Genomic DNA, 14,205 nt, shown 5'->3' on the forward strand with positions numbered 1-14,205 from the left:
TATGTGTGGAATTGTAGGTTATATCGGAAATATGCAGGCAGCGCCGATCCTTCTGGACGGACTTTCCAAGCTGGAATACCGCGGATATGATTCGGCAGGTATAGCAGTTTACAACGGTGAAGAAATAGAACTTGTAAAATCGAAAGGACGGCTTAAGGTATTAAGCGAGCTGACACATGGAGGAGAAAGTCTTCCGGGGACTCTGGGGATCGGCCATACACGCTGGGCAACCCACGGGTCGCCATCAGACATTAACGCACATCCTCAGACAAATGAAGACAGAAGTATTGTGGTAGTGCATAATGGGATCATTGAAAACTATCTGAAGCTGAAAAAGAAGCTGGAAAAGCATGGATATCAGTTTGTATCAGAGACGGATACAGAGGTGATTGCCCACCTCCTGGACTATTACTATAAAGGGAATCCGCTGGAGGCGGTGACAAAGATCATGCACCGGATGGAAGGATCCTATGCGCTGGGAATTATCTTCAAGGATCATCCGGAGGAATTGTATGCGGTCCGTAAGGACAGCCCGCTGATCGTAGGACATACCGACGGAGGAAGTATACTGGCGTCGGATGTACCGGCAGTTTTAAGATATACCCGGGACGTGGTATTCATCGAAAATGAAGAGATTGTCCGCATGACAGCAGAGGGAATGGATTTCTTTACTGTAGACGAGGAGCCTATCGAAAAGAAAGCTGTTCATATTGACTGGGATGTAAATGCGGCAGAAAAAGGCGGATATGAGCATTTCATGTTAAAGGAAATGTACGAGCAGCCAAAAGCAATTACAGATACCTTTTCTCCGAGGATCCGGGACGGACAGATCGTAATCGAGGAGCTTGGGATGAGCAACGAAGAGATCCGGAAGATCCGGAAGATCATGGTAGTTGCCTGTGGTTCGGCAGCCCATGCCGGACATACCAGCAAATACATTTTTGAAGGTCTGGCAAGGATCCAGGTGGATGTGGATCTGGCTTCAGAATTCCGCTACAGGGATCCGATCCTGGATGACGGGACCCTGGTGATCGTGATCAGCCAGTCCGGCGAGACGGCGGATACTCTGGCAGCCCTCAGAGAATCCAAGAAGCGGGGAGCCAGAGTACTTGGCATAGTCAATGTAGTGGGAAGCTCCATTGCCAGAGAGGCAGATAACGTCATGTATACCTGGGCAGGCCCGGAGATCGCGGTGGCAACGACAAAGGCATATTCTGCACAGCTGATTGCCCTTTATCTTCTGGCTATGAAATTTGCCCATGTGAGAGGGGAGCTTAGCGACGAGGGGCTGGCGGAAATGCTGAACGACATGGAGGCGCTGCCGGCACAGGTGGAGATGCTTCTAAATAACCAGGAAAATATCCAGAGATTTGCAAACCGTTATCTGGCTGCAAAAGATGTGTTCTTCATTGGCAGGGGCGTGGATCACGCCATTTCCATGGAAGGCTCCCTGAAGCTGAAGGAAATTTCCTATATTCATTCCGAGGCATACGCAGCCGGAGAGCTTAAGCACGGCACCATATCCCTGATCGAGGAAGGAACTCTGGTAGCGGCAGTGCTGACGCAGGAGAACCTGTACAAGAAAATGATCAGCAACATGGTAGAGGTCCGCACCAGAGGAGCTTTTGTGATGGCGGTAACAGTGGAAGGAAACACAGAAGTAGAACGGGCGGCGGACTATGTGATCTATATCCCGGAGACGAACAAATATTTTACCAATTCGCTGGCGATCATCCCGCTGCAGCTGTTTGCTTATTATATATCCATCGGGCGGGGCTGTGACGTGGATAAGCCGAGGAATCTGGCCAAATCTGTAACAGTGGAATAAAAAACAAATCGCCCTATAAACGACCCGGCAGGCTGGTTACACCTGCCGGGTCATGTTATTTTAGAAAGGTCATACATCGGCGGAGCCGCCGGGATCGGCCTTTGGATCATCAGAAGAGAGATCCTGCCCGGTCAACTCATCGAGCGTTCCGAAGCGATAGCCCAGAGCCTTCCACTGATCCAGCAGTTCTCCCAGATAGGAGGCATTGGCCTCGGAGGTAGAGTGGAGAAGGACGACAGCGCCAGGATGGATGCGGCCGAGAAGCTTCTCAAAGGCTTCTTCTTTGGTGGGCTGGTCATCCTGATTCCAGTCCACATAGGCCAGGCTCCAGAAAATGGTGGCGTATCCCAGTTCGTCGGCCTGTTTCAGATTTTCCGGACTATATTTTCCCTGCGGAGGCCGGTAGTAGGCTGGCAGAGATTCGCCTGTGATCTTGGCATAGGATGCTTCTACGGCGGAAAGCTCCTGCTGGAATGCCGACAGAGATGAGATCGCAGACATATCCGGATGGTGTTCTGTGTGGTTCCCCACGATGTGGCCTTCTTTTGTCATTCGTTTGATCATGTCCGGAGCGGCATCCAGAAAATCACCGGTAACGAAAAAAGCGGCAGGCACCTTTTTCTCTTTCAGAGTGTCAAGGATCGCAGCTGTAAAACCATTCTCATATCCGCAGTCAAAGGTAAGATACAGAACCTTTTCTTCTGTGTTTTTGGCATAGTAGGCATGATGAGCCGCCAGTTCTTCAATGGAGGCGTTGCCGGTGGGAAGCTTGCCTTCTTCAGGGTAGCTTAGTCCCCAGTTTTCTGAAGAGAAAAGGAGAGAGGAAGAAGCGGCGGCTTCTTCCTGGGTAGAAAGGAGCCAGGAGACTGTCCTGCCGCCTAGGAAGCATAGAGAAAAAAAGAGAAGGAGCACCGTAGCCTTCAACAGTTTTTTGGAAATGGACATAAAAACTCCAGTTGTTATTTTTTCTATGTATATGGCCTTCGGGTTGCAATCTTGACTGTAAAAGGGTAAAATAAACGGAGCTACTATTATGGTTAAAAGAGAGGAGCATTTATGAAACGAATCAAAGAATGGATCCTGGGATGCGTAGGACTGATCCTTGGCTTTCTCGGGGTTAATCTTCTGATATTCAAGATTCTGTTCCCGGGGCCTAAAAAGCGGTGGGAGCAGGATACCTATGACTGCGCCGTGGTATGCGGCTATCATGCGGAAGAAGGCGGAAGCCCGTCCCGGGTCATGAAATGCCGGGTAGAGAAGGCGGCGGAGCTGTGGAAAGCCCGCCGGGTAGAATATCTCCTGATGTCTGGCGGTGCGGTGAAGAATGCCTACGTGGAAGCAGAGGTTATGAAGCGGTATGCAATGGAGCTTGGTGTTCCGGAGCAATATATTGTGGAAGAAAAAGAGGCGGACTGCACCTACCGCAACCTGAAAAATGCAGCAAGAGTGATGAAGAACTGTGGATTTTCTGACTGTGCCGTGGTGACCAGCGGCTGGCATCTGAGAAAGGCAGACCATTATGCAAGGCGGGCCGGGCTTACCTATGTTATGGTCCGGGCAAAAGAGCCGGAAGGGCAGAGCCTTAAGGAGACGCTTTCTCTTTACTGGGAGACTAATCTGCACATGTATCTGAATCTGTGGAAAGGATACTATTAGCCTCATGTGGGAAAAGCGACAAAGTGAGCTCAGCCAGGGAGTGGCATGGGAGAAAAGGGAACAGGGGATTTATCTGACCGGATACAGCGGAGAAGATGAAGAGCTGATCCTGCCTGACGAGATAGAGGGGGAGCCGGTGACCGGGATCGGCGCATATGCGTTTGCAAGAACAAAGATTACCATGGTGTGGCTTCCGCTGTATCTGCGGGAGGTGGAGCGCTATGCGTTCTATCGATGCAAAGAGCTGGGGAAACTGATCTTAAGTGACAGTCTTCCGGAGATTGGCGGAGGTGCTTTAAGCGGATGCCAGGTCCGACAGGTAGAGATGGAGCTTATGGAAGGTGAAAAAAGCTGTTTGAAGTCTATCCTGGATGAAATCCGGTTTGGAATTAAGGCCCGGCTTTTTTATCATTTGGACGGGAAAGAGCAGGAGGTAAGGATCCTGTTTCCGGAGCACTACGAAGAGGCAGTGGAAAATACGCCGGCCAGGATCCTGGTGACTCACCATCATGGGGCAGGCGGATATTACAGGCAGTGCTTTTATGACCGGAAGCTCGATTATAAGAAATATGACGAGATTTTTTTCCGGGCGGAGGCAGAAGAGGCGCCTGCTGTCACGGCAGAGCTTTCCCTGAACCGGCTTCGGTTTCCGTTTGGACTCTCAGAAAGTGCAAGAGCAGCTTATGAAGGATATATGAAGGAGCATCTGAAGGATGGCGCGGATGTGCTTTTTGAAGCGGATGACAGCGAGGGAATTCGGTTCCTTTTAAGACAGCCGTACTGGACGGGCGAAGCAATGGAGTATGCTTTGGAAAAAGCGGCTGCAAGGGGAGAAACAGAGCTTTTCAGTTTCCTGATGGAGGAAAAGCGCCGTCTTTTCCCAAGAGAAAAAAAGCAGAGGTTTGAGTTATAGAATGGAAAAATATAAAGTGAACGGTCAGATGACAGACCAGGGTGCGCAGCGGCGGGAGGAGCAGCTTGCAGCAGTAGGAGAAAAGATTCTAAAGGCATCACGAAGTGCATTGTATCTGAAGATGCGTTTTTTGGACGTGGCACTCTGCAGTCTGTTTTTTGTGCCAGATCCGGATGCGGAAATAATGGGTACGGACGGACTGGTCCTTTACTATTGTCCGGAAGGGTTGGGAAGGATATACCAAAGGGATCCGGTTCTGGTGCAGCGCCTCTATCTTCATGAGGTCCTGCATGGAATTTTCCGCCATATGATCCGAAGGAAGGGGAAGGATGAGGAGATTTACTGGCTGTCCTGTGATATTGCGGTAGAATCCATCATTGACGGGCTGAAGCACAGGGCAGTACAAAAGAGCCGTTCCTTTCTAAGGAGAGAAACTTATCGGAAGCTTAATGCCAGGCATCCGGTGCTGACGGCAGAGCGGATTTACAAAAGCCTGCGGGAGTGGGAACTTTCGGAAACGGAAATCCTTCGTCTCAGGCAGGAATTCCGCCTGGATGACCACAGTTACTGGCCGGAGGATGAGGACAGAAAGAAGCAGGAGCAGATTGAGAATCAGTGGAGGAAGATCAGTGAGCAGACGGAGACTGATATGGAGACCTTTTCCAAAGAAGCTTCAGAACAGGCCGGACATTTTCTGGGACAGCTGCGGGTAGAGAACCGGGCGCGTTATGACTACCGCCAGTTTCTCCGGAAGTTTTCGGTTCTGCGGGAAGAACTGAAGATTGACGAGGATGCATTTGACTATTCCTTTTACTGCTATGGGCTGTCGCTGTATGGAAATATGCCGCTTATTGAGCCGCAGGAATGGAAAGAGACACAGAAGATCGAGGAGTTTGTTATCGTGATCGATACTTCTATGTCTTGTTCCGGAGAACTGGTGCGGCATTTCCTGGAGGAAACCTATGGGGTACTCAGTGAAAATGAAAGCTTTTTCCGCAAGATCAATATTCATGTGATCCAATGCGATGACCAGGTACAGACAGATCAGAAGATTACCTGCGAGGAGGAGCTGAAAGATTACATGGAGAATCTGACACTGAAGGGGGAGGGCGGTACAGATTTCAGACCGGCCTTTATCTATGTGGAGGAGCTGATGAGAGAGCATGTGTTTTCAAACTTAAAAGGGCTTTTGTACTTTACTGACGGCAAAGGAATCTACCCTGCGAAAAAACCGCCCTATGAGACAGCGTTTGTATTTATGAAAGAAGATTATGAGGATACCCAGGTTCCCTCCTGGGCGATGAAACTGATACTGGAGGAAGAAGATTATGCATATTAAACGGGCGAAACAGGAGATCAAGGACTCCATTGAAGCCTATCTGAAAAAGGATGCGGCAGGTAATTATGTGATGCCCCATGTCCGCCAGCGTCCCATCCTGCTGATGGGGCCGCCGGGGATCGGGAAAACACAGATCATGGAGCAGGCTGCCAGAGAGTGCGGGATCGGTCTGGTCTCTTATACGATCACCCATCACACCAGACAGAGTGCGGTAGGGCTGCCGTTTATCCGGGAGAAAGAGTACGAGGGCAGGAAGGTTTCGGTAACAGAGTATACCATGAGCGAGATCATTGCTTCGGTGTACGACAAAATGGAGGAGACCGGTCTTAGGGAGGGGATCCTGTTCATTGATGAGATCAATTGTGTATCCGAAACACTGGCGCCAACAATGCTGCAGTTTTTGCAGTGTAAGACTTTTGGAAACCAGAAGCTGCCGGAAGGCTGGGTGATCGTGGCAGCAGGCAACCCTCCGGAGTATAACAGATCTGTCCGGGAATTTGACGTGGTGACCCTGGACCGGATCAAGAAAATTGATGTAGAAGAAAATTATGAGGTGTGGAAAGAATATGCCGGACAGGTCCGGATCCATCCTGCCATTCTTGCATATCTGGAAATCCGCAGGGATTTTTTCTACCGCATGGAGACGACAGTGGACGGAAAAGAATTTGCCACGGCCAGAGGCTGGGAGGACCTGTCCTGGCTTCTGAAGTCCTATGAAGCGCTTGGAAAACAGGCGGATCAGGAGGTTGTACATCAGTACATCCAGCACTGGAAGATTGCAAAAGATTTTGCCGTCTACCTGGAGTTATACAAAAAGTACCGGAAGGATTACGGCTTTGACGGGATCCTGGAAGGGAAATGGGAAAAAGAGACGCTGGAAAAGCTTAATTATGCGGCCTTTGACGAGAGGCTCAGTGTGGTAAGCCTTCTTCTTAGCCAGCTGAACGACAGATTTTTATCCTGGGGACAGAAAGAAAGCTTTACGGAGCTTCTTTATGATTACCTGAAGCAATATAAGGAAAGCTGCCGGCTGGAAGAGGTGGCCGGGAAAGCTGAGTCAGACTATGAAAAGCTTCGCAGAGCCGAGCTGTTGAACAAGGATGAGGATAAAATGTGGCAGGAGGTTTTAGGCAGGTTCAGGGACTATCTTCTGTTAGTCCGGGCGGAGCATCTTGAAGGCAGTGCCGGGTTTGCGAGAGTGCGGGAGGAATTTGCCGGGGAGACAAAGATGCTGGAAGCTGTGACGGAAGAGACGCTGGAAGCGCTGAACAATGGCTTCCGTTTTATGGAGGAAGCCTTCGGAGACAGTCAGGAAATGGTGGTATTTGTCACGGAGTTGAATACCAGTGCTGCCAGTATCCGGTTTTTAAAGGAAAATGACTGCGACCTCTATTACCGATATAATAAAAAACTGCTGTCCGATGGGCAGCAGCAGGAAATCCTTGAGGATCTAAGCGGACTATTGAGTTAATTTATATCCATAGCGGAGCTTCCGGTATATTTTCCAGATGATGACCGCGGGAAAGCTGATAAGAAGGTAGAGGCTGGTGATCACGCCGGCACCTCCGCCGATGATCATAAGTATCAGTAAACCAATGTTTGTATCCATAAAAATACCTCCTCTGCAAAAATCTGTCTCTATTTTATGTCATGAAAAAAGCAGATGGAATGGATCAGGGGAGACTTTAACAGTATTTTAACAAAGCAACGAAAGCGAGGAAAAGAGATGTTATTTGTGTGTTATCCGAAATGTACGACCTGTAAGAAAGCAGAAAAGTGGCTTCAGGACCAGGGGCTGGAGTTTGAAAAACGAGACATTAAACTTCAGAATCCTACCAAAGAGGAGTTAAAAGAGTGGCACCAGAAAAGCGGGCTCCCATTGAAGCGCTTTTTCAACACCAGCGGCAATCTCTATAAAGAAATGAAGCTGAAGGATAAGCTTCCGGAAATGACGGAGGAAGAGCAATATGATCTTCTTGCGACAGACGGGATGCTGGTAAAGCGGCCGATCCTGGTGACTGGGGATAAAGTCCTGGTGGGATTCCGGGAAAAAGAGTGGAGCCAGGGAGTGTAAGAAAATGGGATGGATTGAGCTTTTTCTGATTGCAGTGGGACTTTCGATGGACGCTTTTGCGGTGTCCGTCTGTAAGGGCCTTGCCATGAAGCAGTGTACGCCTCTTAAGGCAGGGATCGTGGGAATCTATTTCGGAGGATTTCAGGCTTTGATGCCGCTTATCGGATATTTTCTGGGAGTGCAGTTCCGGAATGTGATTACTTCGGTGGATCACTGGATCGCATTTGTCCTGCTTTCCATCATCGGCGGCAATATGATACGGGAGGCCTGTGGCCCTGAGGAATGTGAGACCACAAGCGGTTCTCTGGATGTCCGGGGGATGCTGGCTCTTGCTGTGGCCACCAGCATTGATGCTCTTGCCGTGGGCGTGACCTTTGCCTTTCTTAAGGTCAATATCGTTCCGGCTGTCTGTTTTATCGGTGTGATCACGTTTACTTTGTCGGTGGCAGGTGTTAAAATAGGACATATATTCGGGACAAGATTTAAGTCAAAAGCAGAGCTTTTCGGGGGCGTCATCCTGATCCTGATCGGGGTGAAGATCCTGCTGGAGCATCTGGGAATTTTATAAGGAGGGTTTCATCCGATGAAATGGAATAAGTTTCGCCTGAAAACGACGACAGAGGCAGAAGATATTGTCAGCAGTATGCTGATGGACCTGGGGATCCAGGGAGTAGAGATAGAGGACAAAGTGCCTCTTACCAGCCAGGACAAGGAGCAGATGTTTGTGGACATCCTGCCCCAGATGCCGGAGGATGATGGTACGGCATTTCTGACGTTTTACCTGGAGGAAGAAGAGGATCCGGCAGAAATGCTGGGAAAGGTACAAAAAGAACTGGAGGAGATGCGCGCCTACGTGAACGTGGGAGAGTGCACCATAGAGGAATCCCAGACAGAGGACGTGGACTGGGTAAATAACTGGAAGCAGTATTTCCACCAGTTCTATATCGATGATATTCTGGTAATCCCCTCCTGGGAGCAGGTGGAGGAAAAGGATAAAAGCAAGCTGGTGATCCATATCGATCCGGGGACCGCATTCGGGACAGGGATGCATGAGACGACACAGCTTTGCATCCGGGAGCTTAAAAAATATGTGACCCGGGATACGAAAATCCTGGATGTGGGCTGCGGAAGCGGCATCCTGGGAATGCTGGCGTTAAAGTTCGGAGCGAAGTATTCGGTAGGAACAGATCTGGATCCCTGTGCCATTGACGCTACCCATGAAAATATGAAAGCCAATGGAATTTCCGAAGACCAATACGAGGTCATGATCGGAAACATTATTGATACAAAAGAGGTACAGGAGAAGGCTGGCTATGAAGCCTATGACATCGTGGCAGCCAATATCCTGGCGGACGTGCTGGTGCCGCTTACGCCGGTGATCGTACATCACCTGAAAAAGGGCGGTATTTATATCACCAGCGGTATCATTGAAGGAAAAGAAGAACTTGTGGCGGAAGCAGTAAAGGCTGCCGGGATGGAAGTCCTGGAGATCCACCACCAGGGAGAATGGGCCAGCGTGACAGCCAGAAAGCCCAGATAACCAAGAAGGAGAAAACTATGCAGCGTTTTTTTGTAACTCCCGGTCAGGTGGGGGAACAGGAAATCTATATTGAGGGTTCGGACGTCAACCATATGAAAAATGTACTCCGGCTTAAAACCGGGGAAGAAGTGATGGTAAGCGACGGGGATAACCGGCAGTACCGGTGTGCGGTAAAGGAATACCCTGCCGGGAGGGCTGTCCTTGAGATCCTGGAAGCCGGGGATGTGGATACAGAGCTTCCGTCGAAGATCTATCTTTTTCAGGGATTGCCAAAGCAGGACAAGATGGAACTGATCGTACAGAAAGCAGTGGAGCTGGGCGTCTGTCAGGTGATCCCGGTGGAGACAAAGCGCTGCGTGGTGAAGCTGGACGATAAAAAGGCGGCAAAAAAAGTACAGCGGTGGCAGCAGATCGCAGAGAGCGCGGCAAAGCAGGCCGGGAGAGGCTATATCCCGAAAGTATCGGACGTGATGCCGTTTCCTTCGGCGCTGGAACTTGCCGGGGAGCTGGATGTCTGTCTGATCCCATATGAACTGGCGGAAGGCATGGAGTACACCCGCTCTGTGATAGAAGCGATCCGGCCCGGGCAGTCGGTGGGCATCTTCATCGGTCCGGAAGGCGGTTTTGAAAGAGAAGAGGTGGACCTGGCTTTAGCAAGCGGTGCAAAGGCCCTGACTCTTGGGAGAAGGATCCTCCGGACAGAGACGGCGGGACTGGCGGTGCTGTCGGTCCTGATGTACCATTTGGAGTCATAGGAACATACTCTGGTAATGAGAAGAAATTTGAGCAGGAAGTGAAAGTATGAAAGAAATATATCTGGACAATTCGGCGACGACCATGGCTTATCCGCAGGTAGGAGACCTGGTGCGTAAGGTGATGTGCCAGGATTACGGGAATCCCTCCTCTATGCACCGGAAGGGTGTAGAGGCGGAGAAATATGTGAAGGAAGCAAAGGAACGGCTGGCAAAGCTTTTGAAGGTGGAAGAAAAGGAGATCTTTTTTACATCAGGCGGCACAGAAAGTGACAACCTGGCCCTGATCGGTGCGGCCCGGGCAAATATGCGGCGGGGAAAGCACCTGATCACAACATCCATCGAACATCCGGCAATCTTAAATACCATGCATTATCTGGAGGATGAAGGGTTTCGTGTGACGTTCCTTCCGGTGGACCGCTATGGAAGGGCAAGCCTGCAGGCGTTAAAAGAAGCGCTCTGTGAGGAAACCATTCTGGTGTCCATGATGTATGTAAATAATGAAGTTGGATCTGTCCAGCCGGTACAGGAAGCGGCCAGTCTTGTGAAAGCATACAATAAGGAAATCTTATTCCACGTGGACGCCGTACAGGGCTTCGGAAAGTACCGGATTTATCCGAAACGGCTGAAAGTTGATCTGTTGTCCTTAAGCGGGCATAAGATTCACGGACCAAAGGGGATCGGGGCTCTTTATATTGGCGGACATGTGAAGATTCAGCCTATCGTATTTGGCGGTGAGCAGCAGAAAAATATCCGTTCCGGGACAGAAAACGTGCCGGGGATTGCGGGACTTGGGCTGGCGGCCCAGATGATCTACCAGGATCTGGACGAAAAGGTAAATCGTATGCGGGCATTAAAGCAGCGGTTTATCGAGGGCGTACAGAGGATTCCGGAAACGACCATCCATGGCCTGTACGATGAGACGTCGGCGCCCCACATCGTGAGCGTGGGATTTGCCGGTATCCGAAGCGAGGTGCTCCTTCATGCGTTGGAAGACAAGGGCATCTATGTATCAAGCGGATCTGCCTGTGCCTCTAACCATCCGCAGATCAGCGGAGTGCTGAGAGGAATCGGAGCTGGTCAGGAATTCCTGGACGCCACACTCCGGTTCAGTATGTCAGAGTTTACCACGGCAGAAGAGATTGACGAGACGCTTCAGACACTATATAATATAGTACCGATGCTTCGAAGATATACCAGAAGATAGGAAAAAGAACGAAGGAGATCTGTACAGATGAGATTTCATACATTTTTATTAAAATACGGAGAGATTGGGATTAAGGGAAAAAACCGGTATCTGTTTGAGGATGCGCTGGTGCGCCAGGTGCGCCGTTCACTCCGGGATGTGGACGGAGAATTTGTGGTTCACAAGTCCCAGGCCCGGATCTATGTGGACTGCGAAGGCGATTATGATTATGAGGAAGTGGTGGAGCACTTAAAAAGAGTGTTCGGCCTGGTAGGGATCTGTCCGGTGGTCCGGATGGAAGATCAGGGCTTTGAGAAACTGAAAGAAGACGTGGTAGCTTATATGGATGAACTTTATCCGGATAAGAATATCACATTTAAGGTAGAGTCCAGACGGGCGAAGAAGTCCTACCCGAAAAATTCCATGGAGATCAGCAGGGATCTGGGAGAAGCGATCTTGGATGCGTTTCCGGAGATCCGTGTGGATGTGCATCATCCGGATGTACAGGTGAATGTAGAGATCCGCAATGAAATCTATGTGTACTCTCAGATCATCCCGGGTGCCGGCGGTATGCCGGTGGGAACCAACGGGAAAGCGATGCTCCTTTTGTCCGGCGGAATCGACAGCCCTGTGGCCGGCTATATGATTTCCAAGAGAGGCGTGGGCCTTAGCGCTACCTATTTCCATGCACCGCCGTACACCAGCGAGCGGGCAAAGCAGAAGGTGGTGGATCTGGCAAAGATCGTATCCCGGTATTCCGGTCCGGTCCGGCTTCATGTAGTCAATTTTACAGATATCCAGTTATATATTTATGATAAGTGCCCGCACGATGAGCTGACGATCATCATGCGCCGTTATATGATGCGTATTGCAGAACATTTTGCGAAAGAAGAAGGCTGCCTGGGGCTTATTACAGGAGAAAGTATCGGGCAGGTGGCAAGCCAGACTATGCAGAGCCTGGCGGCGACCAATGACGTGTGCACCATGCCTGTATACCGCCCGCTGATCGGGTATGATAAGCAGGAGATCGTGAATATTTCAGAAAAGATCGGTACCTTTGAGACCTCCATCCAGCCATTTGAAGACTGCTGCACCATTTTTGTGGCGAAGCATCCGGTGACAAAGCCCAATGTGGAGGTGATCCGTCGTTCTGAGGAGAGACTGTCAGAAAAGATCGATCAGCTGCTTCGAGAAGCTGTCGAATCCGTAGAGATCATAGAGGTTGGAGAATAAAAGAAAAATAAAAAGGTCAGACCTCTTAAGAGAGGTCTGACCGGTAATTTTTATTCACAGATATAAGGGGTAAGTAACTCGAGGATGGTATCCACATCGGCGGCATTGTCTGCGTGGATATTCAGGTCGATAGGTTTGGAAAGATCCAGGCTGAAGATACCCATGATAGACTTTGCGTCGATGACATATCTTCCGGATACCAGATCAAAATCATAATCAAACTTTGTGATCTCATTTACAAAGGACTTTACTTTATCGATAGAATTTAAGGAAATTTTAACTGTTTTCATTCGATGATTCCTCCTTGATTTTCATTTTTCCTACCTACATATTAAGAGGATAAAAACGAAAAGTCAAGGAACATTTTGGAAAAGAGGACGTAAATATGAGGAAAAAAGCTGCACTGCACAACCTGGGCTGCAAGGTGAACGCATATGAGACGGAGGCCATGCAGGAACTGCTGGAGGACAGCGGCTATGAGATCGTGCCTTTTCATGAAAAGGCAGATATATATATTATCAATACCTGTACGGTGACAAACATGGCGGATCGGAAATCCCGCCAGATGCTGCACCGCGCCCGGAAGATGAACCCGGACGCCATCGTGGCGGCCTGCGGCTGTTATGTGCAGGAAAAGCCGGAGGAAGTAGCGGACTGCGTGGACATTGTGATTGGCAATAACAGGAAAAAAGAGATCGTCCATATCCTGGAAGAATATGAAAAAGGCCGGGAAGGGATCAGAAAAGATCTGGTGGATATCGGCCATGCCAGGGAGTATGAGGATCTTCATCTTTCACGGACAGCGGAGCATACCCGGGCCTATATCAAGGTGCAGGACGGATGTAACCAGTTCTGCTCCTACTGCATCATTCCCTATGCCAGAGGGAGAGTACGGAGCCGTTCCATGGAAAGTGTGCGTGGGGAAGTGGAAACACTGGCCCGGAACGGATATCAGGAGGTCGTGCTGACCGGGATTCATTTGAGCTCTTATGGTATTGATACGGGAACGGATCTGCTTTCTTTGATCCGGACCGTGCATGAGGTGGCTGGAATAAAAAGAATCCGGCTGGGATCACTGGAACCCAGGATCATAACGGAAGAGTTTGCTGAAGCGATCGCCGGGCTTCCCAAAATGTGCCCGCATTTCCATTTGTCGCTGCAGAGTGGCTGTACGGAGACCCTGAAGCGGATGAACCGGCGGTATACGGCAGAGGAATATTATGAGAAATGCGAGCTCCTGCGGAGATATTTCCTGGAACCGGCCCTGACCACGGATGTGATCGTAGGATTTCCGGGGGAAACCGAAGAGGAATTTAAAGCTTCCAGGGATTTTATAGATAAGGTGGATTTCTATGAGACCCATGTGTTTAAATATTCCCGAAGAGAAGGGACAAAAGCGGCGGCTATGCCCGATCAGGTGCCGGAGGAGGAAAAAACCAGACGGAGTAATATTCTGCTTGACCTGAGCCGGAAAAAGCAGGCTGCTTATGAACAGCGGCTTCTGGGGACGACGCAGGAGGTGCTGATTGAAGAAGAAATCCGGCGGAATGGAGAAATTTACCAGGTGGGACACACCAGGGAATATGTCAAGATAGGAATCAGGACAGAAAAAAAACTGGCCAACCGGCTGGTGCAGATAGAAATAGAGAATCCTTTTCAAATAATTCATTGAATTTTGGAAAGT

Annotated in this window: 15 protein-coding genes; 12 read left to right on the forward strand and 3 right to left on the reverse strand. The window is 49.8% G+C overall.

Features of this window, described 5'->3' with window-relative positions; genetic code table 11:
* Window position 1 precedes the first annotated feature (1 nt).
* Window positions 2-1,828 (forward strand): glutamine--fructose-6-phosphate transaminase (isomerizing), encoded by a 1,827-nt coding sequence (gene glmS / locus BKD12_RS12955; RefSeq protein WP_070089766.1) that lies wholly within the window; start codon window positions 2-4, stop codon window positions 1,826-1,828.
* Between the two features lie 69 nt (window positions 1,829-1,897).
* Here the strand turns inward: glmS and BKD12_RS12960 are convergent, their stop codons facing one another.
* Window positions 1,898-2,773, reverse strand: coding sequence for a polysaccharide deacetylase family protein (locus tag BKD12_RS12960; protein ID WP_070089767.1), 876 nt, complete (start codon window positions 2,771-2,773; stop codon window positions 1,898-1,900).
* Between the two features lie 111 nt (window positions 2,774-2,884).
* On the opposite strand from BKD12_RS12960, the gene BKD12_RS12965 reads away from it, so the two are divergent.
* From BKD12_RS12965 to BKD12_RS12980, 4 genes are read left to right on the forward strand one after another with little or no spacing between them, the layout of a single operon-like run.
* Window positions 2,885-3,484, forward strand: a complete 600-nt coding sequence (locus BKD12_RS12965) for a YdcF family protein (protein ID WP_070089768.1) — start codon at window positions 2,885-2,887, stop codon at window positions 3,482-3,484.
* 40 nt (window positions 3,485-3,524) lie between these two features.
* Window positions 3,525-4,397 carry a leucine-rich repeat protein gene (locus BKD12_RS12970; RefSeq protein WP_242872773.1) on the forward strand — a complete coding sequence of 291 codons (873 nt, stop codon included), beginning with the start codon at window positions 3,525-3,527 and terminating at the stop codon, window positions 4,395-4,397.
* A gap of 1 nt (window position 4,398) precedes the next feature.
* A complete protein-coding gene (locus tag BKD12_RS12975; RefSeq protein ID WP_070089770.1) occupies window positions 4,399-5,736 on the forward strand; it encodes a vWA domain-containing protein in 1,338 nt (445 codons plus the stop codon).
* Entirely contained in the window at window positions 5,726-7,207 is a 1,482-nt protein-coding gene (locus BKD12_RS12980) for an AAA family ATPase (RefSeq protein WP_070089771.1), read from the forward strand. The genes BKD12_RS12975 and BKD12_RS12980 overlap by 11 nt, the downstream gene beginning before the upstream one ends.
* Here BKD12_RS12980 and BKD12_RS17005 read toward each other — a convergent pair.
* Window positions 7,196-7,345: a hypothetical protein gene (locus tag BKD12_RS17005; RefSeq protein ID WP_176730972.1), complete on the reverse strand. Its 150-nt coding sequence runs from the start codon at window positions 7,343-7,345 to the stop codon at window positions 7,196-7,198. The genes BKD12_RS12980 and BKD12_RS17005 overlap by 12 nt on opposite strands.
* 117 nt (window positions 7,346-7,462) lie before the next feature.
* Here BKD12_RS17005 and BKD12_RS12985 point away from each other — a divergent pair, with 117 nt between their 5' ends.
* Genes BKD12_RS12985 through thiI form a run of 6 tightly spaced genes read left to right on the forward strand, consistent with a single transcriptional unit; the run spans window position 7,463 to window position 12,521 of the window.
* The gene (locus BKD12_RS12985) at window positions 7,463-7,810 is read left to right on the forward strand and encodes an arsenate reductase family protein (RefSeq protein ID WP_070089890.1); all 348 of its coding nucleotides are present in this window, start codon (window positions 7,463-7,465) and stop codon (window positions 7,808-7,810) included.
* A gap of 4 nt (window positions 7,811-7,814) precedes the next feature.
* Window positions 7,815-8,378, forward strand: a complete 564-nt coding sequence (locus BKD12_RS12990) for a manganese efflux pump MntP (RefSeq protein ID WP_070089772.1) — start codon at window positions 7,815-7,817, stop codon at window positions 8,376-8,378.
* A 15-nt stretch (window positions 8,379-8,393) separates the two neighbouring features.
* The gene (prmA, locus tag BKD12_RS12995) at window positions 8,394-9,350 is read left to right on the forward strand and encodes a 50S ribosomal protein L11 methyltransferase (RefSeq protein ID WP_070089773.1); all 957 of its coding nucleotides are present in this window, start codon (window positions 8,394-8,396) and stop codon (window positions 9,348-9,350) included.
* Window positions 9,351-9,367: 17 nt separating this feature from the next.
* Window positions 9,368-10,105, forward strand: coding sequence for a 16S rRNA (uracil(1498)-N(3))-methyltransferase (locus BKD12_RS13000; RefSeq protein ID WP_070089774.1), 738 nt, complete (start codon window positions 9,368-9,370; stop codon window positions 10,103-10,105).
* Window positions 10,106-10,151: 46 nt separating this feature from the next.
* Window positions 10,152-11,309 (forward strand): cysteine desulfurase family protein, encoded by a 1,158-nt coding sequence (locus BKD12_RS13005; RefSeq protein ID WP_070089775.1) that lies wholly within the window; start codon window positions 10,152-10,154, stop codon window positions 11,307-11,309.
* A 27-nt stretch (window positions 11,310-11,336) separates the two neighbouring features.
* Window positions 11,337-12,521 carry a tRNA uracil 4-sulfurtransferase ThiI gene (gene thiI, locus BKD12_RS13010; RefSeq protein WP_070089776.1) on the forward strand — a complete coding sequence of 395 codons (1,185 nt, stop codon included), beginning with the start codon at window positions 11,337-11,339 and terminating at the stop codon, window positions 12,519-12,521.
* A 50-nt stretch (window positions 12,522-12,571) separates the two neighbouring features.
* On the opposite strand, the gene BKD12_RS13015 is transcribed toward thiI, so the two are convergent.
* Window positions 12,572-12,811, reverse strand: a complete 240-nt coding sequence (locus BKD12_RS13015; protein ID WP_070089777.1) for an HPr family phosphocarrier protein — start codon at window positions 12,809-12,811, stop codon at window positions 12,572-12,574.
* A gap of 95 nt (window positions 12,812-12,906) precedes the next feature.
* Here BKD12_RS13015 and mtaB point away from each other — a divergent pair, with 95 nt between their 5' ends.
* Window positions 12,907-14,193 (forward strand): tRNA (N(6)-L-threonylcarbamoyladenosine(37)-C(2))-methylthiotransferase MtaB, encoded by a 1,287-nt coding sequence (gene mtaB / locus BKD12_RS13020; RefSeq protein WP_070089778.1) that lies wholly within the window; start codon window positions 12,907-12,909, stop codon window positions 14,191-14,193.
* Window positions 14,194-14,205 lie beyond the last annotated feature (12 nt).

Source organism: Merdimonas faecis (genome assembly GCF_001754075.1).
GTDB lineage: Bacteria > Bacillota > Clostridia > Lachnospirales > Lachnospiraceae > Merdimonas > Merdimonas faecis.